Raw genomic sequence first — 26,996 nt, forward strand, 5'->3', positions numbered from 1 at the left:
TCGTGATTGTTTTTATGGCGCGCCAATCAGCCTAGCCTGAAGGAGATCGAGCTTAGCGCGTCCGTACATTTGCCGTTTGACCAGCTTGAGCTTGGTGATCTGAGCTTCCACTTGGCCATTGGACCATGGTTGCGTGATAGCCGCGTGCACCGCGCCCTTATCGTTGGCAATGCCATTCGCGAACGAGGCAATGAGGCTCCGCTTGGATTCCTCAATCCAAGGTTCGAGCTCCATCTCGGCCTTCTTTCGGATCATCGCGTGGAAGCGGCCAATGAGAGCTTGGGCATCGGCCAGCATAGGAACGTTTTGTTCGATGACGGCAAGCGTGACGGTCTCGGCCCTGGTCAGGTGGTCGCGCTTCGTCGTCATCAGCTGCGCTATCGTCCTGGCGGCGGGGACCTTCTGCAATTGTTGATGGCTGATAGTCTCGGCACGCCGCCGTCGCGTCGCCCATTCCGCCACCACGCGCAGCGATCCCATAAAGCCTTGTCCCTTCAAACGGCGCCAGAGTTCGGCACCGTTGCGACAGCCGCCTGACCATTGCGCGTCCAGGAACGGCAGATGCCCGTCCAGGGTGCTTTGACGGGTGCGGAACATATCCGTACCGCCGCCGCGGCTAATTTGGCGAACCAGATTGCGACTATGTCCTGTGCGGCGGACGATCTCCTTGAACGGCACACCGTCGCTGACGAGAGCCGCAATTGCGGCATGGCTGTCCCGGCGCCGCAGATAGCCCTGATAGCGCAGCTTTTCCGCATAGGTCAGCAATTCCGGGTTGATCGTTGTCGCTCCGATTGCGGTTCGGATTCTGTTCATGGAGCGGCGCACCGCATCAAGGAAGGCCGCGCTCGCATTTTCCATCAGATGCCAGCGGTCGGCGACCTGGATGGCGTTCGGGAGCGCCTTAGCTGCTGCCTCGCCGTATCCACCACCGCGATCTCGCGACACAATGTTGATCGCTGGGTGCTTCGATAGCCACGCCCGAACGGTCGCAGTCTCCCTGTCGGGCAGCAGGGTAACGATCCGCCGACGCTCCAAATCGCACACGATCGTCCCGTATCGATGGTTTCTCCGGAACGCCCAGTCATCGATGCCCACAACAAGCAATGGATCTGTCGGCATCGCCGTCCGCCGACGGACCACCCGTAGCAAGGTATCGTTGCTGACAGGCAGCATGAGCCGCTTGGCGAAGCTTGCCGCCGGCCGGCCGCCGAGCGCCAACCCCAGGTGATGGACGATGTATTCCAGCCGTGCTGTCCGGCGCCGTCGCAGCGGGACGATGTCTTCTCCGAACCGCTCCGCGAAGATCCGCCGGCGGCAATGCGGCACCTCGCATGTGAAGCGCCGCGTGAGTAATCGGAGGCGCACCTTTCTGCCCGCTGATGGCAAATCGGCAACGTGCCGGACGTAGCGGCTATGGATGCGGCTCGACGCTGTCGCGCACAAAGGGCACCGAGCCTCCGCAGCTTCCGACCTAACAGACAGAATAAGCGAATCCATTGAGTCACTTACACCATCAACCACCAAACCACTCGGTACTAGCGATGAGATTTGAAAGCCCGTCCGCATGGCGCTGATTCTCCGTTTGAGAACCACAGTCGCCCGGCAAACTTCATCGGAAATGAGTCAGACCCCCTTTTGGATGCCGATAGGGGGTCCCAGTCGAACGCCGATTGACATCTTGGGCAGGGCGTGGAGACTCTGCGCGCTTTTCGACCGCCGAATCTGCCTGGAATCATCAACTCGTGCGGCGTGCGAAGAGTAGCGTCGCTCCCAGCCCACACATAATGGCGCCCGATGCCTGTCGCGTCTTAGCGACGAATGAGGGCCTTTTTGCAAACCCGTCCCTCGCCTTCGCAGCCCAATAGGTCACAATCAGATCTACGCTCGTGTTGAGTCCGACCGAAATGAGGCCTAGCACGATGAACTGCGCTCCGACACTCCCGGATGGGTCGACGAATTGCGGGATGAACGCAAGGAAGAATGCGGCTGTCTTGGGGTTGAGCGCCTCGACGATGATGCCCTCGCGAAAGGCCAAATGCGCATCGGTCGTCTGCACCTCTACCGGCTCGATGATACGCGCTTCGCGCCACGTCTTGATCCCGAGCCAGATGAGATATAGGCCTCCGACGATCTTCAGCAAAGTGAAGGCTTCCGCGCTTGCCATAACGAGGGCAGATAGACCGACAGCGCCGCCGAAAACGTGGACAAGCCCTCCAATACCCAGGCCAACGCTCGATGCCAGCCCTTCGCTTCTGCCGCCAGCAAGCGTCCGGGCCACAATGTAGAAGATACCCGGTCCCGGCGTGACCGCTACGAGCAGTGCCGCGGCCAGGAACACGAAGAAGGTCTGCAAGTCGAACATCGCTTAGCCCGTCATCGATTTAACTGGCTTCGTGGCGCCAGTCTTCGTACATCACGGATACACTCGTTTCAGGCCTGAGTGCAAATAGGCAGCCACTTCCCGATCCCGCGGCGTAACGCTCGCCGTCTGCATGGTCCCACATGTCGTTGTAGAACCTTCGGACAACTTCCCTTTACAACTCTACCAAGGTCCATAGCGGGCTCGAGTCCTGACGGCGGGGCAATCATGTTTGACCTTTCCTTGACGAACGCTCCTGCGGGTGAACTAAAGACGGTCCACCGATAGCTCCAGGTCGCCGAGGAAACCTGCCTCGTCTTCCAGACCTCGCATCACTCTAATTTCTCGTCGAAGTCACCTATTGACGTTGACAACCGTGCGTCCACGCACTTGGCCCCTCATGAGGCGGTCCGCTGCGAGGACGACGTCGTTCAGGCCGATCTCGACCGCCGTCTTCTCCAAATCCGCTTCGGTGAGCAAGGAAGAGAGACGATCCCAGGCTTCGACGCGTTCGGCTTTCGGGCGAGTCACGCTGTTGATGCCGAACAGCGCCACTCCGCGTAGGATAAAGGGCGCGACGGTTGCGGGAAAATCCAATCCTTGCGCCATACCGCACGCGGCGACCGCTCCGTCAGCCTTGATACCGGCGCACACGTTGGCGAGAGTGTGGCTGCCGACCGAGTCGATCGCGGCGATCCATCGTTCCTTCTGCAGCGGCTTGCCGGGCTGCGACAGTTGGGACCGATCGATGATCTCGGCAGCGCCTAGGCTCTTGAGATACGGCTGTTCGTCCGGTCGTCCGGTCGAAGCCACGATGCGGAAGCCGAGCTTGTGGAGCAGCATGATCGCGATGCTGCCGACGCCTCCGCCTGCGCCAGTCACCAGCACGTCGCCGGAACCGGGACGAATTCCGTACTTCTCGAGTGCGATAACCGATAGCATCGCGGTGTAGCCCGCGGTACCGATGATCATCGCGCGGCGGGAAGGCATCGAAGCGGGCAGCTTGATCAACCAGCCCGCCTTGACCCTCGCCCGTTGCGCCAGGCCGCCCCAGTGTTGTTCGCCGACGCCCCAGCCGTTGAGGACCACGCGGTCCCCCGGCGTGAAGGCCGCATCGGAGCTCGACGAGACCACACCCGCGAAATCGATCCCGGGCACGAGCGGGAAGGATCTCACGATCGGGCCCTTGCCGGTAATCGCGAGGCCGTCCTTGTAGTTCAGCGTGCTGAACTCAACCTCGACGGTCACGTCACCTTCGGGGAGGCGGCTTTCCGGTAATTCGGCAACATCGGCGCGATATCCCCGCTCGTCCTTCTCGATCAACACGACTTTAAACAACTCGAGCTCCTTTTCACGAGATTCTTCTGGACCTGGCCTTCGGCCCGTCCGGACGCGGTAGGCCGGCGATGAAGCCGACGATGAAAGTATCGAGCGGACGGCCGTTCTTGACGAGGCGGGCCCGCATCACCGCTCCCTCCCAGCCGATCCAGAAGAACTCAGCCAACGAATCGCAGTCCGCGGCGGCGCTGATCTCGCCTGCGTCGCGTGCGAGTTCCAGGCAACGCGCTACCTTCCGCTGCCAACCCCTGACGATCTCGTCCAACAGGCGCCTGTAATCGTCTGGCAGCGCCTCAACCTCCTGGCTGAGGTTTCCAACCAGACAGCCCCGCGCATAGCCGTATTTGGCCATACCTGCCTTGGCGTCCTCGACGAAAGCTCGCATGCGCGCCAACGGCGCGAGCTTTTCGTTGTTCAGGGCCCGGTCCAGCTTATGCCGGAAGAAAGAATCGTAGGACTTCATGACTTCGCGGCCGAAGTCCGCCTTGCTTTCGAAGTAGTGGTAGAAAGACCCCTTCGGCACGGTTGCACGGCGCAGCAGCGCGTCCAGTCCGGTGGCTGCAAAACCCTGCTGGGTCATCACCTCCATCCCGCAACGTAAGAGGACGTGGCGCGTCGGCGCATATCCAATGTCGCGTCGGTCCGGCTCGCCCGGTTTCCGTCGAATGCTCTCTTCTGCCACTGAATTGTATCCTGATTAGACCGATCGTCTAGAACACAGCTGCCCGAATTTGGCAAGCCGGAAAACGGCGCCACCTTGTGGAGAAACGGTATTGGGAGCAGAAATGTCGGCTCATTATGCAATGTGCACGCTTTTTCCGCGGCTTTTGCTGCCCCCTTGTGCGATTGCGCGGCGCGACGGGGTGGTTTCATACTTGACACAAAGTGTCCTTGGCTCGAATGTGAGCCGTCCTTGGAGAGAGCTTCGTCATGATTCAATCGTTCAGGAAAGCCGCGGGTTTGGCCGCTGCAGGCGCCGTGTGTCTGGGGCTTTTTTCCGTGCCGGCGATCGCAGCCGACGCCTACCCTTCGACCGCCATCAAGCTGGTCGTCGGATTTCCGCCGGGAGGCCCGACGGATATTATCGGTCGGGTGATCGGGCGTCTGCTCGCCAAGGAGTTGAACCAGAACGTCATCGTGGAGAACAATGGTGGCGCCGGCGGAATGATTGCCGCCTCCAATGTCTCCCGCGCGAACCCCGACGGCTACACGCTACTCGTCGCGGTCGAATCCTCGAATACCCGCGCCAAGGCGCTCTATTCCTCCGTGCGCTACGATCAACAGAAAGGCTTCACCTACATCCGGAAGGTCGCCAAGCAGCGCAACCTGCTCGTCGTGAACCCTAAACTTCCAGTATCCAGCGTTCCGGAACTGGTGGCCTATCTGAAGGCCCACCCCGGAGAAGTGAACTTCGGCGGTACGTTCGGCGCGACATCCCACATTGGCGGCACGCTGTTCGACATGGCCTACGACACGAAGATGTCGTTCATCAACTATTCGGGCGGCAATCAACCGATCGTCGATTGCATGTCGGGTATCTTGCAGGTGGGCTTCTTTACCGAAGCCACGATCGGTCAGCAGGTCAAGGCCGGCTCCCTCAACGCGCTCGCGGTGACATCGGCTGACCGGTCGCCGGCCTTCCCGGATCTGCCGACGATCGAGCAGGCCGGCGGCAAACCTCTCGATATCTCGCCGTGGTTCGGCGTCGCGGGTCCGCCGAACCTTCCGGCAGACGTCGTCGCCAAAGTTGGCGCCGCCCTCGACAAGGCTGCGAGCGATTCGGAATTCCTGAAGCAAATGGAAACGATCGGCGCCACGCCGATCACGGGGTCGACCGTGGAGAGCTTCACGGCGGATGTCGGAAAGGAAGAGGCCTACTGGGATAAGTGGGCCAAGGACATCGGGGCGCCTCTTCAGAAGTAGCTCGCCGAGGGATCGACGATGGAGTTCTATCACCAGTACGATGCTCATCTCTCTGCCGACGAGCGCGATCACGTGGCGAAGGCGCGGGCATTCTGCGCCGGGGCCTTTTCCGACAGCGTCTTCGCCGCGCACATGGCGGGCGAGGCGTTTCCCGAGACGTGGATTGCCGAATGGGCGGCGCTCGGCATGTTCGGGCTTCAAGCTAAGCGCGCTCACGGCGGGATGGAAGCGTCCTACCTGTGCAAAATCCGCGTCGCGCAGGAAATGGCGCGTCACGGCTTCGCCGCGGCGTTCTGCCTGAATCATCACCAAGGCGGGGCGACGCGACTTTCCCAGACTGGCACGCCAATCCAGGTTGAGCGCCTCCTGAAGCCCGCGCTGTGCGGCGAGCTTCTTCTGACGACCGCCATGACCGAGCCGGCGGGTGGCAGCGATGTCTCCGCCCTTACCACGACGGCCGTTCCGGTCGACGGCGGCTGGGCTCTGAGCGGCACCAAGGCGTGGATGACGGGCGGTCTGCTGGTCGGTGGTCTCATCGTGTTGGCCCGCGTGGGCGACACTATGGGGGCAGGGGACATTGCCAGTTTCTATGTGCCGCTCGGCCAAGCCGAGACGGTAAAGCGGACCGAGATCGTCGTTCCCGGAGCGCGATCCTTCCGCTTGGCCGAAATAGTCTTCGACGGTCACTTCGTGCCCGAGTGGTGTCTGATCGCAGCGCCAGGCGCCGCGCTCAAGGCGTCGATGGCTTCCGTTAACGCGGCCCGGGTCCACGTGGCGGCCATGTGCGTCGCGACGCTGCACGCGGCGCTGTGCGAAGCGGTCGACTACTGCGAAGGCCGGAAAGCCTTTGGAAAACCGCTGACGGGGCATCAGGGCCTGCGCTGGGAGCTCGCGGAGGTGTCGACCCGGCTCGAGGCCGCCAACGCGCTCGTCTTCCGCGCCGCCGAGCAGATACAGACCGGGAGAAATCCGGTCACGCTGGCCGCGCAAGCCAAGAAGTTCGCCGTCGACACTGCGCTCTGGGGCATCGATCAGTGCGTCCGGATCATGGGCGCGACCGGCGCCGGCGTGGCTCACCGCTTGAACATGCATTTCGCCGAGGTCCGGATGGCCGCTTACGCCGACGGCACCAACGAGATGCTGCTCGACCGGGTCGGCCGCGGCCTGTCCACGACGTACCAAGCCTCAATCCTCTAGCAAGCACGGCGGACGAAACGATGCGCAACGTAGTGGTGGAGGACGCGGCGGCGGCTGTCGAAGGCATCAAGGACGGCGACACCGTCTTGATGGGCGGGTTCGGCGGCGCGGGCCTTCCGCTCGGAGTGGTCAAGGCGGTGCTCGACCGGGGCGTCCGCGACCTGACGCTGATATCGAACAACGCCGGTTCGACAGAAGACGATCTGTCGCTGTGGTTCGAGGCCAGAATCGTCCGCAAGATCGTCTGCTCCTATCCGCGCAGCGCCAAGCAGTTCGCCGAACAATATCGTGCCGGCACGGTCGAGCTTGAACTCGTTCCGCAAGGAACGCTGGTGGAGCGCATACGGGCGGGCGGCGCCGGTCTCGGCGGCTTCCTTTCTCCCGTCGGCGTCGGGACGGTGTTCGCGGAGGGCAAGGAGAAGATCGTCGTCGAAGGACGTGAATTCATTCTCGAGCTTCCGCTTCGCGCGGATTTTGCTTTCGTCAAGGGGCACCTCGCCGACACGCTCGGCAACGTCACCTACAACAAGTCGGCGCGCAATCACTGCGCCGTCATGGCGACGGCCGGCCGGACGGTCGCCGTTGAGGTCGATCGCGTGGTCGAGGCGGGCGATTTGGACCCGGAAGCCATCGTCACGCCCTGCATCTTTGTCGACCGCGTTTTCGCAAGGAGCTCCCGATGACCCCGCTTTCACGCGACGCGCTGGCGCGCATGGTTGCCTTGCATCTTCCCGAGGAAGGCTTCGTGAATCTCGGCATCGGCGCTCCGACGCACGTGGCCGATTACCTGCCGGCCGATTCGGGCGTGATCCTTCACAGCGAGAATGGTATTCTCAACGTGGGCCCAAAGCCCGCGGCCGGCGCGGAGGACTGGGATCTCATCAACGCCGGGAAAATGCCGGTCTCGCTGCGGACCGGCGGCTCCTATTTCGATTCGAGTCTTTCGTTCGCGATGATGCGGGGTGGCCATCTCGACGTCGCCGTGCTCGGCGCGTTCCAGGTCTCGAAAGATGGCGATCTCGCGAATTGGACGACCGGTGACAACGGCTCGCCGCCCGGGATCGGCGGAGCCATTGATCTGGCAGTCGGCGCGAAGTCGATCTGGGTGATGATGGACCACACCACGAAGGATGGTCGCTCCCGCATCGTGGAGCGATGCGGCTACCCGCTCACGGCGCGCAGAGTGGTTAGCCGCATATTCACCAGCCTTGCCATCCTCGACGTGACCGAGGAAGGGCTAGCGATCCGCGCTCTCCTCGACGGTCTTACAATGGAGGCGCTGCGCGATCGCACGGAGGCGCCGCTGCACGTCACCGGCGAGGTCCAGACCATCAGACAGGACGGGAGCGTCGCATGATTTATCGCGTCGCCAAACTTGTCGCGGACTGCCTGGTCGCCCATGGGGTCGACCGGGCCTTCGGGGTGCCGGGGGAGAGCTTTCTGGCGGTGCTCGATGCACTGCGCGACCGCACCGATTTCGATCTGGTGACCTGCCGCCACGAAGGAAGCGCGAGTCTCGCGGCCGTCGCCGACGCCAAGCTCACGGGCCGCGCCGGCGTCGTGATGGCGAGCCGTGGTCCGGGCGCTTTCAACGCCGCGCTCGGACTGCACGTGGCCGCGCAGGAGGCGATTCCGCTGGTGATGCTGGTCGGTCAGGTCGATCGTCCGAACCTCGGACGGGACGCCGTCCAGGAAGTCGATTGTGGCCGTTCGTTCGCCGGCGTGCTGAAATGGTCGGTGCGTCTGAACTCCGCCGATCTCGTTCCGGAGATGATGGCCCGCGCGTTCGCGGTGGCACATGCGGGAACGCCCGGTCCGGTTGCGGTCGAAGTCCCGGAAGATCTCCTCAAGGATTCGGCCGAGGGATTTGTCGCCACGGTCAACGGGGCTGGGCGTCCGCAGCCGGGCGCTGCGGCGATCAAACAGGCGGCTGCGGCGTTGACGGCCGCGGAGCGGCCGATCCTGTTGGTGGGCGGTGAATGCCGGACGGCATCGTTCCGCGAAGATCTGGTCGCGTTCTCCGAGACGTGGAGCGTCCCGGCCGTCACCATGAACAAGATGCAGGACCAGTTTCCCAACGCTCACCCGCTGTGGGCCGGTCAGTTCGGCTTCTTCACGTCCCAGCCCCATGCGAAACTGCTCGAGCGCGCCGACCTCGTCGTTGCCGTCGGAACGCGTCTGGGCGACCTGTCCTCGCTCGGATTTGCGTTTCCGAGGCAGGCCGAGCCGCGCCAGCCGTTGGTCCATGTCTATCCGGATCCTGATGCGATCGGAAAGCGCGTCCAGACCGACGTCGCGGTCGTTTCTGGATCGCATGCGTTCGTATCGGCCATGCTCGCCGTTTCCGCGGCAGCGCCGGACCGGACCGAGTGGCTCAGAGCAGCAGCCACGGTGCGGACGGCCACACACGGTTGGCCTCGTTTCGGCGTACCGTCCGCAGACGTCTTCGGTCACGCCGTGGCGGCCATCGCTACACACTTCAAGCCCGACGGCATCGTCACGACGGACTCCGGCAACTTCGCGGGATGGGTCCATCGCATCTTCAGCCTCGAGCCGACTGCACGGCTGCTCGGCTCGGCTTGCGGTGCAATGGGCAGCGGGGTCCCGTCCGGGCTCGCTGCGAGCCTTCGTTTTCCGGAGCGACAGGTCGTGGCGTTCTGCGGGGACGGCGGCTTCCTGATGACTGGCAACGAACTGGCGACGGCGGTATCGAGAAAAGCGAACCTCAAAATCGTCGTGTCGAACAACCGGTCTTACGGCACCATCCGTTCGCACCAGGAGCGGGCCTTTCCCGGCCGCCCATACGGCACCGATCTTTCGAGCCCCGACTTCGCCGCTCTTGCCCGCGCGTTCGGCGCGGCGGGATTCGTCATCGACGATGCAGGCAGCGCCGCGTTGACCGTGGCGGACGCAATGCAGATCGAGGGACCGGTGGTGATCGAAGTGCGATCGGACGTGCGTCAGACGCTGGACAAGTCGCTTGCGGCGCCGCGCTGAGGCCGAACCGGATCATTGTGCAGGGAGAAACATGATGGATGCCGTCGCAAGCGAGAAAGCCGGGGTCGCAGCCTCTTGGCAGGGCGTCGTACGCTTTCTTCACAAGACCCCGCGAGCCTTCCTTCCGATGCGCTCGTTTCCTTCGCTCGAACTCGTCGCCGGCCGCGGCATCGAGGGCGACCGGTACTTCGTAGGCCAGGAAACGGGGTTTTACTCCCACAAGCCAGAGGAGGGGCGGCAAATCACGCTTTTCGAGATGGAAACTCTCGAGGCTCTGCGGCGAGACCACAAGATCGAATTGTTGCCGGAGGAACATCGCCGAAACGTCACCGTCGAAGGAGTCCCGCTGAATCATCTGGTCGGGCGTCGCTTCCGGCTTGGAGAGACGATCGTGGAGGCGACCCGCCTTTCGACGCCGTGCCGTCACATCGAGGAGATCCTCGGCAAGGCCGTATTCGACCCACTGATCAACCGGTCCGGGTTGAACTGCAAGATCATCGCTGGCGGCACACTGCGCGTGGGCGACGCCGTGAGGCCGATCTAGATGGCGAAGGCGATCAAGACTGTCTCCACAGTCCTCTCCAATATCGAGGATCTCGGCAACGACACTAAGCGCTTCACCCTCGTCGACCAGGACGATTGGGAACTGCCGCCGTTCCGGCCAGGAGCGCACATCGACGTGCACCTGGGGCAGAGTCTTGTCCGGACCTATTCGCTCTGCAACGAACCGGACGACGATTGGCGCTACGTGATCGCGGTAAAGCGCGAGCGAGACGGCCGTGGCGGCTCGAACTTCATCCACGATCAAGTGAAGGTGGGACAGCCTGTTTACGTTTCACTACCTCGCGGCGGGATCGCGCTGGCCCCGGAGGGGACCAACCTGTTCGTCGCAGGCGGCATCGGTGTAACGCCATTCATCTCCGCCATTCAGCATCTCGAGCGCAGGGGGCAGTCTAACTACGTGCTCCACTGGACCACCCGCGGGCGGCCGGTCCTGGCCGATATGATCGGGCCGGCGATGAAAGCGGGCCGGGTCCGATTATATGACACGACTACGCAGGACAAGCCGATCGTCGCAGAGATCATCGGCAAGTTCTCCGCATCCGGTCTGGCGGCTTGCTGCGGACCTGACACCATGCTGAAGGACTTCGAAGAAGCCGTCTCAGACTGGCCGGACGAGCGCAAGCACATCGAGATGTTCACGCCGCCGAAGATCACCGCCAGAAGCGACGTGCCTCCCTACGAACTCTTTCTGTCGGCGAGCAACAAGCGGGCGACCGTCACGCCGGAGGTCGGCCTTCTCGGAACGCTTGAAGCGCTCGGGGTCGACGTACCCGTGTCCTGCGGCGGCGGCATCTGCGGCGCCTGCCGCACGCGCTGGACTGAGGGGCCGCCTATCCATCGAGATCGCGTGCTTTCGCCTGCTGAGCGGCAGCAGGAGCTCATCGTGTGCGTGGGCGACTGCGCGGGACAGAGACTGGTGCTGGATCTGTAGATCGTCGGAGGTCCCGGTCCACGATTTGAATTGTCGGTGGTTTGGTGCGAGATCGATGCAGGCAATAACTTCGGAAAGATCCGAGCGCAATGACACTCAACCTCAAATTTCTCCGCGTGCAGAGCGGCATGACTCTGGAGCAGCTTGCCGCCGATTCCGGCCTGACCCGCAGCTATCTTTCCAAGCTGGAACGCGGGCTCTCCTCTCCGTCGATAGGCTCCGCGCTCAAGATCGCCGAGGCTCTCGGAACGACCCTCGACCGCTTCTACGGTCAGCCCGACGACCACGACCCCATCACGATCGTCCGCGCCAAGAAGGGGAAGGCGGGCGACGTCGACACGCACCTGTCGCTCGTCGCCGGACTGGCTCCCGAACGCACGATGCGCGCCTTCATCGTGCGGCCGACCAAGACGGCCAAACGCGGTCGCATCATGAGTCATCACGAAGGTGAGGAGATCTTGTTCATCCTCACCGGCCGAATCGAACTCGTCATCGGTAAGCGGAAGGAGACCCTCAATCCGGGCGATTGCATCCAGTTCGATTCCACCATCCCGCACAAGCTGATCCAGGTCTCTTCCGGACCGGCGTCGGCGCTCGTCGTCATAGCGACCAAACCCGCATAGAGGTGCTGAGAATGCCGATCATGCTGCGAAAGAAAGACTTTTACGCCGGGCTGCTCTTGGTGTTGCTGGGCGCGGGGATCGGTCTCAACTCGACGGCCTATTCGCTCGGGTCCTTGGCCCACGTCGGACCGGGCATGTTTCCGTTCATGATCGGCGTCATCATGGTTCTCGTCGGAGCCTTGATTTTCGTCACCGGGTTGGCGACGCCTCTCGAAGAGGGGGAGCGCATATTGCCCGCCGCGATGGAATGGCGCGGCTGGGCATGCATCCTCGCGGGCCCGCTGATGTTCATCCTCTTCGGCGTCTATTTGGGCATGGCCGCGGCTACCTTCATGTGCGTCTTCGTCTCGGCGCTCGGCGACAGGACGGCCACCCTGAAAGGCTCGGCCGCCTTGGCCGCGGTCGTCACTGTCGCCGGCGGTCTCCTCTTTTCCTACGTGCTGAGGGTTCCTTTCCCGCTGTACCGTTGGGGGTTCTAGATGTTCGCGAGCGCGCTTTCAGATCTTTGGTACGGCTTCGGTGTCGCCTTCGAGCCGCAGAACGTTATGTGGTGCTTTGTCGGCGTCCTGGTCGGCAACATGGTGGGCGTCCTGCCGGGGATGGGGCCGCTGGCCACGATCTCGGTGCTGCTGCCGTTGACCTTCGGTATCAAACCGGTAGGCGCGATCCTGATGCTATCAGGCGTGTTCTACGGGGCCCAATACGGCGGCGCGATCTGCTCGATCCTGCTCAATCTGCCTTGTCATCCGCCGCACGCGGTGACGTGTCTTGACGGATTTCCGCTGACGAAGCAGGGCCGCGGCGGCGCGGCGCTTGGCATTACGGTACTATCGTCTTTCGTCAGCGCTTCCTGGGGCATCTTGGAGATGATCTTTCTAGCTCCGCTACTGGTAAAGGTCGCGCTGGAATTTGGTCCGACCGAAATCTGCTCGCTGATGCTTCTGGGCCTACTCGCCGGTTCGACACTCGCGAGAGGCTCGCCTCTCAAAGGCATCGCCATGACGTTGCTTGGCTTATTTTTAGGCATCGTGGGGACGGACGTCGAGACCGGGGCGGAGCGCTTCACGTTCGGCATCCCGAATCTCCTTGACGGCATCGAACTCGTCGGACTCGCTCTCGGTCTATTCGGTATCGCCGAGTTCATGAAGAGCGTGAACCAGTATTCTGAGGTGAACACGCGCTATTCGAACGTCGGCTTGCGCGATCTGCGTCCGTCACGTGATGAACTCCGCCGCTCGATCCCGGCGATGTTGCGCGGCACCATCATCGGCAGCCTGTGTTCGCTCATTCCTGGAACGGGACCGACGATCGCTTCCTTCATCTCGTACGCGGCCGAGAAGAAGGTTTCGAAGACACCAGAGAAGTTCGGCACCGGAATGATCGAAGGCGTCGCCTGTCCGGAAGCCTCCACGCATTCGTCGGTACAGGGGGACTTCATCCCGACCATGAGCCTCGGCATTCCCGGGGACGCAGTCATGGCTCTCATACTCGGCGCGCTGATGATCCAGGGCATCGTGCCAGGTCCCCAGCTGATCAAAGAGCATCCGGACATCTTCTGGGGCTTGGTCGCGAGCTTCTGGATAGGCAACATTATGCTGGTGCTGCTCAACGTCCCGCTGATCGGGCTGTGGGTGAAGCTCCTGTTGATTCCGTACAAATATCTTTATCCAAGCGCATTGTTCTTCGTCGCGATCGGCGTCTACTCGACCAACAACGACATGTTCCAGGTCGGCGAGACCGTCGTCGTCGGGTTGATCGGCTATCTGCTCCTGCTGCTCGACTTCCACCCGGCCTCGCTTCGTGCTGGGCCCGCGCTTGGAGGAGAACTTCCGCCGTTCCCTTCTGATTTCTCGCGGCGACGCCATGATCTTCGTCGAGCGGCCGATCAGCGCGTTGTTTCTGTTCCTGTGCGTGGCGCTTTTGGCGGCGCAGGTCTACGTTCGCTTGCGCAGGCCGAAGGCGCTTGCGGTGCCCGACGTCGCGGAGGGGACCGGCGCTGCGGTCGCCCGGGCCGCGGAGTAAGCCCCAGTTCCACAGGCATAAGTTACAGGCCTTTGCGCGATGAAGTAGCGGCGCATTGCTGACGAAGCACAATGCTTGGAAACGCCCAGTCTCCTGGATGTTCTTCAGCCGCTTGACTGGGAAGCGAAACGTTTCGCCTGCTCGAACAACGCATTCACCTCCTGACTAGGGGCCTCGCAGTGCGGTGAGTAACACCGGGGGTGCCAATCTGGTCTAGCAATAATGTCACGAACTGGCTCTGTGGGGTGATCCAGTTATGGCGTACATCGGTCTCATGAACCCTCCACGGGATAGGATTAGAGAGATGAGCAATGAAAGCGCTCACCTGCACTCTGAAACGGCGGTCGACAAACCGGTTTACAAGACTTGGATGTGCGCGCTCTGCGGGGTTGTTTACAGCGAGCGGGAGGGATGGCCGGACGAGGGCATTCCGCCGGGCACTCGCTGGGAAGACGTCCCCGACGAGTGGATCTGCCCCGATTGCGGCGCAGGCAAGAGTGAATTCCAGATGATCGAGGCCTGAAGAAATCCCGTTGATGGTGCGAGCAGCGTGCGCGGCATTCATCAATTGCCAAGGAGCCAGCATGTACGTCCCTCCACATTTCGCCGAGTCGCGCCCCGAGGCGCTTCACGATCTCATCGACAAAAATCCTCTCGGCATCCTCTTTACCAACGGGAAGGGCGGGCTCGACGCAAATCACCTGCCTTTCGAGTTGCACGCGAACGAAGGGCAGCAGGGCGTGCTTCATTCACATGTGGCCCGCGCAAATCCCATTTGGCAGGATATCGCTACGGGGAACGAGGTGCTGATTGTGTTCCGTGCCGGGGACGCCTACATCGCGCCGAACTGGTATCCGAGCAAGATCGAGTTCAAGAAGCAGGTTCCGTCCTGGAACTATATGGTGGCACATGTGTACGGACGCGCGACGATCCGGGACGATGAGCGTTACGTCCGTGGCATGGTCGCGCGGCTGACGCGCATCCATGAGGCGAAGCAGGCCAATCCTTGGAAGATGACCGATAGCCCCAAGGATTATATCGACACGATGCTCAAGATGATCGTCGGGATCGAAATCGAGATCACACGGCTCGTTGGCAAGTCGAAGCTTAGTCAAAATAAAGAGGTCCGGGACATTCTTGGTGCAGGGAACGCGCTCAAGGCGCAGGGCAAGGATGTGATCGGCGATGCAATGCTGGCCGCCGCTGCTGCCAAGGCGGAGCAGGCCTGACCCATATCCGACGGAGCGACATGCACGGAGAAATCGTGGCACAACGACCTACTTGTCATCGTCGTGGCAGGGTATGGCGGGGCCAAACCCATCGGCAGCCGTGCGCAAGCATGGATGAATCTCATTTGCCCTACGATCGTCTGCCGCTGTCGGACTCAAAGACTTGAGATCAATGTGCGTCCTTCCCGTCGCGCCGCGGAACACCTGACCCAATGTTCTAATTCGCGGCGAGCGCCGATTATCGCGAAAGAGACCTGAGCGCGGCCATCCACATTTATGTGGTAGTTTTCATCCGTGGGCGCTTGGACAGTTTGGCCTTCCTGTTCGCGCGGACCGATGCCTCAAGTACGCCCTTCAGGCGGACTGCGGCGGCCTGCAATTCCGCGACGGAAAAGCCGCCAAACCCGAGCATTAGACCGAAGCGAGCAGGCGCATCTTGATACATGGGCGAGATCGGTCGCACCACCAGCCCGGCGTTGTGTGCTTGGTCGGCAAGCTTGACATCGTCGAGGCCGGCAGGAAGCCAGAGCACCAGGTGCATACCTTGGTCGCTTGGTTGGAGCGTTGCCCAGGACGGCAGCTCTCTCCCGATGGCGGAGATCAGGGCCGCGCGCCGTTCTGCGTAAGCGCCCCGGATGCGCCGTATGTGAGCTTCGAAATAGCCCTCGCGCATATATTGTGCGAGCACATATTGATCGGCCATCGGAGAATGGCGGTCGATAAGAGCACGGGCGCCCGCGAACGCATCCACCAGGGGAAGGGGAACGATGGCGTATCCGATCCGCATCGAGGAAAACAGCACCTTGCTCATCGTCCCGAGATAAACGACACGTGTAGGATCGAGTCCCTGCAAGGAGGGAAATGGATGTCCCGCGTAGCGAAGCTCGCTGTCGTAGTCGTCCTCGACAATCCATGCATTATTTTGACGGGCCCACGACAACAGAGCCGTGCGCCTGGCCATGCTCATCGGCATGCCGAGCGGGTATTGATGCGATGGTGTAACGAAGGCGACCCGAGCCTTCGGACATCGGACGAGACCTTCCTGGACGTCGATGCCCTGGTCGTCGACGGGAATCCGAGAGGTCTTGACGCTGAAGTTTCCGAGGACCGCGACAATACCGGGATAGGCGGGGTCTTCCGCCCATACTGCGTCTCCGTCCGCAAGAAGAACGGTTGCAGCCAGAAAAAGACCCTGCTGCGTACCTGCCGTGATCACGACCTGACCGGGCTCGCATTTCACTCCACGGGCCTTACGGACGTAGTCAGCAATCGCGATCCGCAAATCGGGCAATCCTTTCGGGTCAATGTATCCGGACGGGGCAGCCACGCGTAGCGCTCGGACGCGATTACCAAGGCGGCGCCACTTGTCATCCGGGGCGACTGCGCCTGCCGGATGAGCGATTGCAAATGGCGTCGTCCCTTGGGGTCGAAGAATTTGCGCGACCTCTGCAAGACGGGTGACGTTCTCCCGCAACACAGGGCCGATCCGCGGCGGCTCAATGAATGCCTGCGCTCGGTTCACGAGTTCGCTATCGCCATTGACGTCCGCTACGATCGTGCCGCCTCTGGCGCGCGCTTCGAGGTAGCCTTCCGCATGTAGCTGACCAAACGCCTCGATGACCGTACCCCTAGCGAGTTTGAGCGATGCAGCGAGGGCTCGGGTGGAAGGCAGCCGTTCGCCCGGCTTCAGGGTCCCGTTTGATATCGCCTCGCGAAGTACCTGCGTGAGTTGGTGTCCGACCCGGCCTGTGGTCTTGTCGAGAGAACCCAGCGAGGGAATTGCGATAATGTTTCGGCGCCTGGCCATGGCCGTTCTGGTCTACCTATCCGCTCGTACTTTGAAGTCAAGAATAGACCGACTTTGTGAGTCATTGAAAGAAATCGTCACACACCGCTCTACCAATCGGCTTTGACATCTCAGCCCGAGCAGCGATGGCCTTGCGGGTCAACGACCACCTCCGCATGACGTAGGTAGGCCGGCCCGAGGCGGAAGATCGCCTCGCTGGGTCAACCGGCTGAGCAGCGTCGTTCTTGAGAGGCTATCCAGTTTCGAAGCCCATCGAGAGTGCGAAATCCATCGGCTGCGTAGCAGCGGATGTCGGGACGGAAGGCCTGCATCATCTCGGCGAGCGCATGTCCCGGGCCGAGGTCCAGCCCCCTGCTGACCCCCAGCTCTGCCAGGGCCTCCAGCGTCGCCGACCAGTCGATGGGGCGCGCGACCTGGCAGGCGAGCTTCACGGTTGCATCGCTTGCGGAGAACATGCGCTCGCCGTCGCCTCCTGCGAGCAGGATCCGCTGGCTTGCGATCGGGATGCGCCTGCTGGCGTCGAGCGCATCTTGCAACGGTTTGCAGGCGCGCGCGAGCCGTGACGTGTGCGACGCGATCTTCACGGCGAGAACACCGCTGCGTGCGGCGCCCTGTCGAATGGCCGCCTCGCAGAGGTCGATCACGTCCTGCTCGGAGCCTCCGATCACGACAAGACGATCGGGATTCCTGATCGCGATCTCGCAGCGATATGTTTCGAGCAGGGTGTCGAGCGTGGTCTGATCGAGGCCGCGGACATACCGAGGCGATCATCCGCTCCGGCCACGCGGTCCATCAGCTGTGCGCGAACATCCGTCAACCGCAAGGCTTCGTCGGCCGTCCATATTCCGGCAATGCTCCAGGCCGCCATCTCGCCGACGCTGTAACCTGTGACGACGGTTGGCTCGGTCAGCAGGTCGGCAATGCAGGCGTGGATCGCCAGCGCCGATGTGACGGTCAGGATCTGGCTGACATGGTAAATTGACCGGTTCATGTCTTGCCGTGGCCGCCTCGGCCTGCGCAGCGGAACGGCGCCGGACGAAGGTGCCCTGCCCGACATGTCCGCTGATGATGCCGCGTTGTTCGGTCTCCTGATAGGCCTTGCTGACGCCACCATGAGGATGGTAGCCCAACAGCGGTGCAAGATCAGGTTCGCGCACCACCTCGCCAAACAACGCGGACAGGACCTGCGTTTCGCTTCCGTGGGCAGGCACGTTCGGCGCCCCCAACGATCCCAAAGAACTCTCCGATATCCTTCAGATACTTCGGGACATTATGGCTCGCCGGCCAGTAAACGTCGCTTCTGTCGCGTAGGTGTCCGCCTTCGTTTCGGTACGCTCAGCGAATCCCGTCGCACGTCAGCCCATTTCTTGGCTGCGAGGATAGATCGGCTGCCAGCACGCCAGTGCTGCCGAACTAAAGAAAATCACCAATGGAAATTCTCGGCCAGGTCTGTGTTCGCCGTGCGGCTTTGATCTTCGCCGACCAAGCGTCGATGAGATTGCCGAGGATCAATCGTCCGTTGCCGCGAATGTCCGGCCATTTCATCGTTGGTGTTCCCAGTGGCAGCGAGATCACCCCATGCGCTGCCGATAGCAGGCCGGTCGCTAGGCGCTCCGTGAGCCTTGGCGTCGCCTCCACCCCCAATTCGGAAAGATAATCCGCGATCGAGGTCACAAAGAGCCCGTAGCCCTTTCGTGCGATCTCAGTTTGACCGAAATAAACCCCGTCGGGAAAACGCCTGTCCTCGACCGTGCCGGCCATCGAATAGAGCGATCGAAAATGATCGGGATTGTCGACCCAATAATCGATATAGGCCTCCATGACGCGCCGGAGCCGGGCCTCGCCGCTGGAGTGGAGCGCGCGGACTTGTTCGAGCCGATCCGCCATTTCCTCCAGATTCCTCTCCTTCACTGCCAGCAGCAGCAGGATCTTGGTCGGAAAGTATTTGAGAATCGTGCCCTTCGAGTAACCGAGAGCATCGGCGATCTTCTGGATCGAAACGGTTTCGAGTGTGCCGCTCGCGAACTCCTTTTGCGCTGTTTCAAGGATTCGAGCCTGCAACGCCCGCTTGTCGGCTTCTTGGCGCGCGCGCTTCTGAAAGCGCCGCATCCGCTTAGGGTTTCCTGATCTCTCGGTCGACATCCCAATCTCCGCCCGGTGTGTCCTGCAGCTACATGGCTGGAATCACAAGTAAAAAACGCCACTCCGTTCGTAGCTTGCCAACTCTCGTAATAAATGACTATAGTCAATTAACTTAAAGCGAACAAACGGAGGGAAGCAGTGGCAACGTCGGCACACGAGTATGCCTGTAGCGATTTTGATCCGTTCGACTGGGACACTCGCATCGACCCCTATCCGGCCTATGCCGCCCTTCGTGCGAAGGCACCCGTCGTCCGGCTTGAGAAATACGGCATCTTCGCCGTGCCGCGTTTTGCCGAGATGAAGGCGGTCCTTGCCGAACATGTGAACTTCAGCAATGCCGGTGGTGCCGGCATCGTCAATTACTTCAAGGAGAAGCCGTGGCGTCCGCCGAGCATTGTTCTTGAAGCTGACCCACCGCTACATACACGCACCCGAAAGGTGCTAGCGCGGATTATGTCGCCGGGTGCGATGCGGGGCCTCGAGAACGGCTTCAAGGCCAAGGCCGCCGCGCTGGTCGATGAACTGATCGAAAAGAGATCGTTCGATGCAGTCCGCGACCTTGCCGAAATATTTCCGGTGACTGTATTTCCGGACGCCCTGGGCATCGACAATGAGGGCCGCGAAAATTTTCTGACCTACGGCGCAATGGTGTTTGCCGGCATGGGGCCGGAGAACGATTATTTTCGCACTCTTATGGCCCAGGCACCTAAAGTCTTGCCTTGGGTTGCCGCAAAATGCCAACGGGAGGCCTTAGCTCCCGGCAGTTTTGGCGCGCAGGTCTACGAGGCCGCCGATAGCGGCGAAATTACCCAGGAGGAAGCGCCTCTGCTCGTCCGGTCCTTTCTCTCGGCGGGACTGGATACGACAATCACTGCACAAGGCATGGCCCTCTTTAGTTTGACCCGTCATCCGGAGCAATGGGCCATACTGGCTGCCAATCCTTCGCTGGCGCGCGCGGCGTTCGATGAGAGCCTGCGCTACGATTCCGCCGCACCTTACGTCTTCCGGACCACACCCCATGAAACAGAGATCGCAGGGGTGCCGATCGGCAAGCACGAGAAAGTGTTGCTGCTGATCGGTTCGGCAAATCGCGACGAAACGCGGTGGGAACGGCCCGAGCAGTTCGACATCACCCGGCGCGTTTCAGGGCATATCGGCTTCGGCACCGGAATCCACGGCTGTGTAGGGCAGATGGTCGCGCGGCTCGAAGGCGAAGCCGTTCTGGCCGCCTTGGCGGCGAGCGTCGCATCAATCGAGATGACGGGCGAGCCGGTATACCGCGACAGCAGCGGATTGCGGGCACTAGCTCGCTGCCGGTACGCGTTACGACGAAATAACGCCAGCCCGGGCTCTTTGCAGCGATTGTCATTGCCCGCCAAGACGACTGGCGGACTTGCTTCCTTTGCGAGCTTATTGTCCCGAAGACGCGCTTTGGGTCTTGCCCTTTGCCGATGAGACCGAGCGACGCCACCGCGCTCAAGCGAAGGGCGGCGGTGGGCAGCTATCGCCGAGCTGTCGGTTGGACCGAGGAAACGCTGAATCTCCGCGGCATGGACCAGCTAGCTGCTCTTTGGTCAATGAGCGGCGCACTTGATGCACAACCTGCTGACGAGAGTCTACCTGCGAGGTCGCTTTCCAGCCGCGGGTCGCCCAGGCGACGATGGCGCGAGCGCTGACAGTTTCTCAGGGCGGCGTCACCCAGGGGCTGAACGACGCGCAGGCGCGACGCCTTTACGGCCAACAAGCTCGATCAAACGGGTCCAGCGATCGTACAGTTCTTGAGCTTGGTGAACGCTGATGTGCGTCCAGGAAACACGTGGATCATTGCAATCGAGAAAAAAGCCGGCGAAGACGATCTTCTCGCTTTTGAAGATGCCAAGGGCAAGCATGTTTTCTCGCGGTGCGTTGTTGGAGGTCAGATTGGACGTCGCTCGATATACTTTGTCCAGAGGAAAGGTGCTGGACTTCTTCGCCGCTCAGCCGAGTTGCACCGTCGGGCTGGAGGTATGTGGCCGGGCTCATCACTAGCTCTGATCGACGCCGCGGCGATTTGCGAAGCCGCTCAGCGGCTGAGCATGCGGTTCGTGGCCGGGAAGAGCGAAGAGCAACAGGCGGCGGTCTGGTGTTTCGAACCCGTGGCCTGATGGTTCGGCAGCGAACTTAGCACATCAACGCGATCCGAGGACACCGAGCCACCCGTCCATTTGTCTTAGCGCACTATTGAGCGCCCGCCCGAAAAGTTCTGTTCACGGAAGCCCCGCTCCGCGTCGCGCGAAGCTCGTAATCGCTTCGAACCGCACTATTGTCATACGTGCCGGCGGCGTCCTTCGACCTTGCCAGCTCAAATCCGGCCGGGTCAAGCCAACTGACATGCGTATCGCACGGAACGGGCATCACAGTGTATCGGTGCCTGGCGCCGTTGGTTCCGGTCAATTCGACGGGCACGGGAGCAACCGTTGTGGCGGTGCGCTCACGCCTGGGCAGGCTGTTCTGCCATTCGAGAAAGAGCTGCGGATCGATGTAGTCGTCGGGCTCGATATCTACGTGGTTTGCCTGCAACCAGGTTTCGAACTCTCCACGACGTTCGGCAGCGCGCTCTCGTGTGTGAGCTAGCCCCTGTGCGAGCGCATAGGCAACGAACGGATCGTGGGTACCCCACCGCAACAGTTCGCGAGCCCAAAAACCGAACCACGGGAGACCCGTGGTTGCGCGCCACTCCGCAAGCGACGGGACCGCGTAGGGATCGCCCGCGCCAGCCGACCAAGCTTGTGCGACGACCGCTCCCATGGCGACGCCCAATTTGAATTCGAGGTTCTCGGCGACAAAGCGCTGCCAACTCCGAAGCTGATCCGCATCAGGTCCATCGGCGCCGGGTGCTTGCATCCACCATGCCAACACACCTTGCCAATTTACAAGAAGCGCCTGGTCACCGACTGTGGCGCGTACACGAAAGCCAAACCCGCGATCATTAGCGAGAAGCCCTCCGATTTGTTCGAATACGCGCAGCCGCGTGTCCGGATCATCAACGCCGTAATTTTGGGCTGCCGCCATCAAATCCCGGATTTGGGGAGCAACAGCCTCGAAACGACGGCCAATGAGCGGCGAGAAGCCATATTGATAAAGGCGTCGACGTTCGTCCGCGTCCGGGTAGACGGCTTCCACTATCGCGCGGCCACGCCGTATAAACGCCTGTTCCATCCATTCCTCCTGGGCTGCAGCAACCGCGGTAAACGTTCGCCGCCATAGTTCAACGAGCTGGGCCTCGGCCTCCGCGCCGGTCATGTCTGCTTCGTCTGCATGTGCGACCTCCTCGATCGCCGCGAGCAACACGCCGTCAAGCTCATCAAGACAGTCTGCAAGGCGAGCGCGCAGTCCGGTCGCTCCCTCACCGGCATCCCGACTGATATTCGGCGGAAGGGCCTGATCGAGCCAGTCCAGAAATCGATTAGGCGGCAGCCCAAGAACATTGATTGCACGATCGCGGATTGCGGTCAGCAGCATCGCCAACGGACTCTCGACCGCATCAGAATCGCGTTCCTCGATCAGCAACGCCCTTCGAAGTCGTTCATAGTCTGCGACGAGATCACGACGTTGCCTGCGCTGAACGTCTGCGAAGCTGTCTGCCGTCGTGGAGATCGTGGTTGGGATCGCCACAAGCGTCATGCCCTCGATCCCTCGGGCTGCGCCGGGCCGTCCAGCCCGGCCTGCGAGATTTCGGAACTCGGCGGTGGAAAGTGGAGTGACTATCTGTTGCTCGTTCTCTGCGTCCCAGGAACGCCGCTTAAGTGATGTAAGGAAAATTAGGTCGAACGGAAGGTTCACTCCCTCTGTCAGTGTCGCGGTTGCGACCGTTATCGGGCAAATTCTCCGCTCGATCATTTCGGTCATCAGACGCCGAAGCCGCTGCGGCATTTGGCCGTGGCTCGTCGCAATCCCCCGATCAAGGAGTGCGAGCTCAAAGGAATCGACGCCGCAATAGTCAATACAAGCAGCCCGTGCTTCGTCGTACCGCGCGCGCAGCTCCCCTTCGGGCGCCGCGAAGCCAGGCGCTGCCGCCCAAGTCGGCAGTTCGAGAGCTTCCTTGAACCAGCGCATCGTCTGCTCTGGTTCCTGTGCGACGGAGATAAGAATGCGTTGATCTTCCTCGACCAGATGGAGAGCCGTCCAAAGCACGGTTAGACTGTTGAAGCGATTGAGGCTGTTCCGCATGCCCGCCGGCAATTGCGGCATCTGCGCGATTTGAAGCCGGAGATACACGGGCTGCTCCTCGCCACGCAAATACAGCGGTCGCCCGTTCATGATGTCGAGAAGAATGCGGCACGGGCGGTTCGGTCTGGTTTCAAAAACGCCGATAACCTGTCGGGTGCTTCGATAGCGCATTCCTACGGCCTCAGCGTCGAGTGTCAATCGGCCTGTAAATTTGGGTCTGACTCATTTCCGATGAAGTTTGCCGGGCGACTGTGGTTCTCAAACGGAGAATCAGCGCCATGCGGACGGGCTTTCAAATCTCATCGCTAGTACCGAGTGGTTTGGTGGTTGATGGTGTAAGTGACTCAATGGATTCGCTTATTCTGTCTGTTAGGTCGGAAGCTGCGGAGGCTCGGTGCCCTTTGTGCGCGACAGCGTCGAGCCGCATCCATAGCCGCTACGTCCGGCACGTTGCCGATTTGCCATCAGCGGGCAGAAAGGTGCGCCTCCGATTACTCACGCGGCGCTTCACATGCGAGGTGCCGCATTGCCGCCGGCGGATCTTCGCGGAGCGGTTCGGAGAAGACATCGTCCCGCTGCGACGGCGCCGGACAGCACGGCTGGAATACATCGTCCATCACCTGGGGTTGGCGCTCGGCGGCCGGCCGGCGGCAAGCTTCGCCAAGCGGCTCATGCTGCCTGTCAGCAACGATACCTTGCTACGGGTGGTCCGTCGGCGGACGGCGATGCCGACAGATCCATTGCTTGTTGTGGGCATCGATGACTGGGCGTTCCGGAGAAACCATCGATACGGGACGATCGTGTGCGATTTGGAGCGTCGGCGGATCGTTACCCTGCTGCCCGACAGGGAGACTGCGACCGTTCGGGCGTGGCTATCGAAGCACCCAGCGATCAACATTGTGTCGCGAGATCGCGGTGGTGGATACGGCGAGGCAGCAGCTAAGGCGCTCCCGAACGCCATCCAGGTCGCCGACCGCTGGCATCTGATGGAAAATGCGAGCGCGGCCTTCCTTGATGCGGTGCGCCGCTCCATGAACAGAATCCGAACCGCAATCGGAGCGACAACGATCAACCCGGAATTGCTGACCTATGCGGAAAAGCTGCGCTATCAGGGCTATCTGCGGCGCCGGGACAGCCATGCCGCAATTGCGGCTCTCGTCAGCGACGGTGTGCCGTTCAAGGAGATCGTCCGCCGCACAGGACATAGTCGCAATCTGGTTCGCCAAATTAGCCGCGGCGGCGGTACGGATATGTTCCGCACCCGTCAAAGCACCCTGGACGGGCATCTGCCGTTCCTGGACGCGCAATGGTCAGGCGGCTGTCGCAACGGTGCCGAACTCTGGCGCCGTTTGAAGGGACAAGGCTTTATGGGATCGCTGCGCGTGGTGGCGGAATGGGCGACGCGACGGCGGCGTGCCGAGACTATCAGCCATCAACAATTGCAGAAGGTCCCCGCCGCCAGGACGATAGCGCAGCTGATGACGACGAAGCGCGACCACCTGACCAGGGCCGAGACCGTCACGCTTGCCGTCATCGAACAAAACGTTCCTATGCTGGCCGATGCCCAAGCTCTCATTGGCCGCTTCCACGCGATGATCCGAAAGAAGGCCGAGATGGAGCTCGAACCTTGGATTGAGGAATCCAAGCGGAGCCTCATTGCCTCGTTCGCGAATGGCATTGCCAACGATAAGGGCGCGGTGCACGCGGCTATCACGCAACCATGGTCCAATGGCCAAGTGGAAGCTCAGATCACCAAGCTCAAGCTGGTCAAACGGCAAATGTACGGACGCGCTAAGCTCGATCTCCTTCAGGCTAGGCTGATTGGCGCGCCATAAAAACAATCACGATCATCGAATATGCGTCAGAGCCAATATTGCAGGCCGAATGACAGACATGCTGCAGTTCGGTAACGGCCCACACGTCTGCATCGGCTACCACCTGGTATGGCTTGAACTGGTGCAGTTCTGCATCGCCTTGGCACTGACCATGCACAAGGCCGGGGTGCGGCCGCGGTTGCTGAGCGGCGTCGAAAAAGGCCGGCGCTATTACCCGACCGCACATCCGTCCATGACAGTCCGCATCGGATTCTCATGAGCTGGCATCGCATGCCCCGTGTGGCGAGGCAGCGGCGCCGGCGACGCGCGGCAACGCTGCACTCGGCGCGCGCCGGGGGAAGCCAAGCGTGCGCCCGCCTGAGCGCGCGGGACGCGGCGGCGTGCGTGCGCTGCCGTTGCCCGCCAAGCGGCTTCAACCGGTGTGCCTCGTCACATGCAAAGCGACCGATCGGCGTCTCGCCGGTCGTGCCGTGGATACGCAAGTTCGCCACCTCTCGCTCCCACTCGGCGAGATATGCCTCAAATGCCACCCAATTCGCGAAGGAATGCCCCGCGATCGCGTTCTTATTGACGTAGTCGACGCCATTCTCCGTCTTGCTCTTCGTGCGTGCCCGATACGGCGCGTAACGCGACGCACTGGACGCGGCGGCGCCGCGTGTCATTGCTGCCGAGCAGCCGCAACGCGAGATCGGTTAGCGTCAATATTGATGCTGGAGTGCGGGTAATCCTTAGGGCAGAGACATTGTTTAGAAGGAATGCCAAGCACCTACCTGGGTTAGCAGGTTCCAAATTGTCCTGCGGTGCTTAGACTGGCCGAGCGAATGCAACTCGCAAGTTTGGCGAAACAAGATCACCTTACAAAGAGTTGTCGACTCCGATAAAACGAACCCTTTCCTTCGGAAAGGGCGGGATCCAGATGACGCTCTCATGCCGAAAGCACAAGTACTAGCCAGATCCAGGTCCAAGGGTCCGGGGCCTCCAGCGAGGAACCTTCGTCCGAAGTGGCCGTCGAAGGCGGCCTTCCGAGGCGGGATGAGAGCCGGACAAGGGCACTAAAGGCCGAGGAATGTTCGGGGGTACATCCATTCCGCTCACGTCCAAAGGTATCCAACCTGCAACTCTGCGTTCGAAAAGCGGCATCATGACAACGGAGCCGGGCGTCACCTCGGCGAACGCAAGCATTCGGGCAAAAACCGTCTGGACAATTGTCCTCGGCTTTGCCGCCGATCCTTTGATGCGTTGGAGTTGGCCGGACCCTGGGCAATATCTTGGCAGCATGACTCAGTTCATCAAGGCCTGTGGCGGACGAGCATTCGAGCATGGCACGGCATACGTCACGGAAGAGAGTCGCGCCGCGGCCCTGTGGCTGCCTCCCGGAGTGCAGCAGGATGAGGATGCGCTGGACGCCATCATGGCGCTGTCCCTGCGCCCGGAAATCAGCGAACATATGGCACACCTACGCCAGGGAATGGCCGAACATCATCCCTCCGAGCCACATTGGTATTTGCCCCTCATCGCTGTCGATCCGAACTGGGTCGGACAAGGGCTTGGCACATTGCTGATGAAGTACGCTCTTCAACGATGTGATGAGCAGGGCATCGCTGCCTACCTCGAAAGTTCGAATCCTGAAAACATTCCCTTTTACCAACGCCACGGGTTCAAGCCTATTGGAGAGATACAGCACGGTTGCTCGCCGCCACTCACGCCGATGTTGCGAAAGGCGTATTGAGCGGAATTCGGAGACGCTTCGCATGCTGCGGCTCCCGGACGCCGAGCGTGAGGCCAGATTTCGCCGCCGATAAAGGTGCCCGTTTTGA

The 26,996-nt window shown here is 61.4% G+C and carries 23 protein-coding genes and 5 pseudogenes; 17 read left to right on the forward strand and 11 right to left on the reverse strand.

What is annotated here, in order from left to right; genetic code table 11:
• Nucleotides 1-12: 12 nt before the first annotated feature.
• The 4 genes from AB7245_RS08080 to acuR form a co-directional block, all read right to left on the reverse strand.
• Nucleotides 13-1,569, reverse strand: coding sequence for an ISL3 family transposase (locus AB7245_RS08080; RefSeq protein ID WP_354081003.1), 1,557 nt, complete (start codon nt 1,567-1,569; stop codon nt 13-15).
• 169 nt (nt 1,570-1,738) lie between these two features.
• Nucleotides 1,739-2,365, reverse strand: coding sequence for a LysE family translocator (locus AB7245_RS08085; protein ID WP_439034163.1), 627 nt, complete (start codon nt 2,363-2,365; stop codon nt 1,739-1,741).
• A gap of 351 nt (nt 2,366-2,716) precedes the next feature.
• A complete protein-coding gene (gene acuI / locus AB7245_RS08090; protein WP_439034164.1) occupies nt 2,717-3,700 on the reverse strand; it encodes an acrylyl-CoA reductase (NADPH) in 984 nt (327 codons plus the stop codon).
• Between the two features lie 13 nt (nt 3,701-3,713).
• Nucleotides 3,714-4,382: an acrylate utilization transcriptional regulator AcuR gene (gene acuR / locus AB7245_RS08095; RefSeq protein ID WP_439034165.1), complete on the reverse strand. Its 669-nt coding sequence runs from the start codon at nt 4,380-4,382 to the stop codon at nt 3,714-3,716.
• A gap of 278 nt (nt 4,383-4,660) precedes the next feature.
• Between acuR and AB7245_RS08100 the strand changes: the two genes are divergently transcribed.
• The 12 genes and pseudogenes from AB7245_RS08100 (at nt 4,661) to AB7245_RS08155 (ending at nt 15,186) form a co-directional block, all read left to right on the forward strand.
• Nucleotides 4,661-5,623 (forward strand): Bug family tripartite tricarboxylate transporter substrate binding protein, encoded by a 963-nt coding sequence (locus tag AB7245_RS08100; protein ID WP_439034166.1) that lies wholly within the window; start codon nt 4,661-4,663, stop codon nt 5,621-5,623.
• Between the two features lie 18 nt (nt 5,624-5,641).
• Entirely contained in the window at nt 5,642-6,820 is a 1,179-nt protein-coding gene (locus tag AB7245_RS08105; protein WP_439034167.1) for an acyl-CoA dehydrogenase family protein, read from the forward strand.
• 20 nt (nt 6,821-6,840) lie between these two features.
• Nucleotides 6,841-7,503: a 3-oxoacid CoA-transferase subunit A gene (locus AB7245_RS08110; RefSeq protein ID WP_439034168.1), complete on the forward strand. Its 663-nt coding sequence runs from the start codon at nt 6,841-6,843 to the stop codon at nt 7,501-7,503.
• Nucleotides 7,500-8,177: a 3-oxoacid CoA-transferase subunit B gene (locus AB7245_RS08115; protein ID WP_439034169.1), complete on the forward strand. Its 678-nt coding sequence runs from the start codon at nt 7,500-7,502 to the stop codon at nt 8,175-8,177. The genes AB7245_RS08110 and AB7245_RS08115 overlap by 4 nt, the downstream gene beginning before the upstream one ends.
• Nucleotides 8,174-9,817, forward strand: coding sequence for a thiamine pyrophosphate-dependent enzyme (locus AB7245_RS08120; RefSeq protein ID WP_439034170.1), 1,644 nt, complete (start codon nt 8,174-8,176; stop codon nt 9,815-9,817). Before AB7245_RS08115 ends, AB7245_RS08120 begins: the two co-directional genes overlap by 4 nt.
• 34 nt (nt 9,818-9,851) lie before the next feature.
• The gene (locus AB7245_RS08125) at nt 9,852-10,361 is read left to right on the forward strand and encodes an MOSC domain-containing protein (RefSeq protein WP_439034171.1); all 510 of its coding nucleotides are present in this window, start codon (nt 9,852-9,854) and stop codon (nt 10,359-10,361) included.
• On the forward strand, nt 10,362-11,312 hold the full coding sequence (locus AB7245_RS08130) for a PDR/VanB family oxidoreductase (RefSeq protein ID WP_439034172.1): 951 nt from the start codon (nt 10,362-10,364) through the stop codon (nt 11,310-11,312).
• A gap of 89 nt (nt 11,313-11,401) precedes the next feature.
• Nucleotides 11,402-11,935, forward strand: coding sequence for a helix-turn-helix domain-containing protein (locus AB7245_RS08135; protein ID WP_439034173.1), 534 nt, complete (start codon nt 11,402-11,404; stop codon nt 11,933-11,935).
• Nucleotides 11,936-11,946: 11 nt separating this feature from the next.
• Nucleotides 11,947-12,414 carry a tripartite tricarboxylate transporter TctB family protein gene (locus tag AB7245_RS08140; protein ID WP_439034174.1) on the forward strand — a complete coding sequence of 156 codons (468 nt, stop codon included), beginning with the start codon at nt 11,947-11,949 and terminating at the stop codon, nt 12,412-12,414.
• Nucleotides 12,415-13,957 (forward strand): annotated as a pseudogene (locus AB7245_RS08145) (tripartite tricarboxylate transporter permease).
• A 304-nt stretch (nt 13,958-14,261) separates the two neighbouring features.
• Nucleotides 14,262-14,480 (forward strand): rubredoxin, encoded by a 219-nt coding sequence (locus AB7245_RS08150; protein ID WP_439034175.1) that lies wholly within the window; start codon nt 14,262-14,264, stop codon nt 14,478-14,480.
• Between the two features lie 61 nt (nt 14,481-14,541).
• Nucleotides 14,542-15,186, forward strand: coding sequence for an FMN-binding negative transcriptional regulator (locus AB7245_RS08155; protein ID WP_439034176.1), 645 nt, complete (start codon nt 14,542-14,544; stop codon nt 15,184-15,186).
• Nucleotides 15,187-15,460: 274 nt separating this feature from the next.
• Here AB7245_RS08155 and AB7245_RS08160 read toward each other — a convergent pair whose 3' ends face one another.
• The 5 genes and pseudogenes from AB7245_RS08160 to AB7245_RS08180 form a co-directional block, all read right to left on the reverse strand.
• Complete coding sequence (locus tag AB7245_RS08160) at nt 15,461-16,993, reverse strand: PLP-dependent aminotransferase family protein (RefSeq protein WP_439034177.1); 1,533 nt, start codon at nt 16,991-16,993, stop codon at nt 15,461-15,463.
• A gap of 200 nt (nt 16,994-17,193) precedes the next feature.
• Nucleotides 17,194-17,637, reverse strand: coding sequence for a hypothetical protein (locus tag AB7245_RS08165; protein ID WP_439034178.1), 444 nt, complete (start codon nt 17,635-17,637; stop codon nt 17,194-17,196).
• Between the two features lie 20 nt (nt 17,638-17,657).
• On the reverse strand, nt 17,658-17,984 hold the full coding sequence (locus tag AB7245_RS08170) for a hypothetical protein (protein ID WP_439035787.1): 327 nt from the start codon (nt 17,982-17,984) through the stop codon (nt 17,658-17,660).
• Nucleotides 17,968-18,165 (reverse strand): annotated as a pseudogene (locus AB7245_RS08175) (hypothetical protein); the annotation flags it as partial. The pseudogene AB7245_RS08175 and the gene AB7245_RS08170, both read right to left, overlap by 17 nt.
• Before the next feature lie 241 nt (nt 18,166-18,406).
• Entirely contained in the window at nt 18,407-19,135 is a 729-nt protein-coding gene (locus tag AB7245_RS08180) for a TetR/AcrR family transcriptional regulator (protein WP_439034179.1), read from the reverse strand.
• A gap of 138 nt (nt 19,136-19,273) precedes the next feature.
• Here AB7245_RS08180 and AB7245_RS08185 point away from each other — a divergent pair.
• A pseudogene (locus AB7245_RS08185) lies at nt 19,274-20,472 on the forward strand (cytochrome P450).
• A 357-nt stretch (nt 20,473-20,829) separates the two neighbouring features.
• On the opposite strand, the gene AB7245_RS08190 reads toward AB7245_RS08185, so the two are convergent.
• Entirely contained in the window at nt 20,830-21,024 is a 195-nt protein-coding gene (locus tag AB7245_RS08190) for a hypothetical protein (protein ID WP_439035788.1), read from the reverse strand.
• 147 nt (nt 21,025-21,171) lie between these two features.
• On the opposite strand from AB7245_RS08190, the pseudogene AB7245_RS08195 reads away from it, so the two are divergent.
• A pseudogene (locus AB7245_RS08195) lies at nt 21,172-21,296 on the forward strand (IS110 family transposase); the annotation flags it as partial.
• 56 nt (nt 21,297-21,352) lie between these two features.
• On the opposite strand, the gene AB7245_RS08200 reads toward AB7245_RS08195, so the two are convergent.
• Complete coding sequence (locus tag AB7245_RS08200) at nt 21,353-23,515, reverse strand: hypothetical protein (RefSeq protein WP_439034180.1); 2,163 nt, start codon at nt 23,513-23,515, stop codon at nt 21,353-21,355.
• 107 nt (nt 23,516-23,622) lie between these two features.
• On the opposite strand from AB7245_RS08200, the gene AB7245_RS08205 reads away from it, so the two are divergent.
• The 3 genes and pseudogenes from AB7245_RS08205 (at nt 23,623) to AB7245_RS08215 (ending at nt 26,908) form a co-directional block, all read left to right on the forward strand.
• Complete coding sequence (locus AB7245_RS08205) at nt 23,623-25,179, forward strand: ISL3 family transposase (protein ID WP_354081003.1); 1,557 nt, start codon at nt 23,623-23,625, stop codon at nt 25,177-25,179.
• Nucleotides 25,180-25,225: 46 nt separating this feature from the next.
• Nucleotides 25,226-25,438, forward strand: a pseudogene (locus AB7245_RS08210) (cytochrome P450); the annotation flags it as partial.
• 882 nt (nt 25,439-26,320) lie between these two features.
• Nucleotides 26,321-26,908 (forward strand): GNAT family N-acetyltransferase, encoded by a 588-nt coding sequence (locus AB7245_RS08215; RefSeq protein ID WP_439034181.1) that lies wholly within the window; start codon nt 26,321-26,323, stop codon nt 26,906-26,908.
• Nucleotides 26,909-26,996 lie beyond the last annotated feature (88 nt).

Origin of the sequence: Bradyrhizobium sp. 604_D8_N2_3 (assembly GCF_051810765.1) — a bacterium.
Lineage (GTDB): Bacteria > Pseudomonadota > Alphaproteobacteria > Rhizobiales > Xanthobacteraceae > Bradyrhizobium > Bradyrhizobium barranii.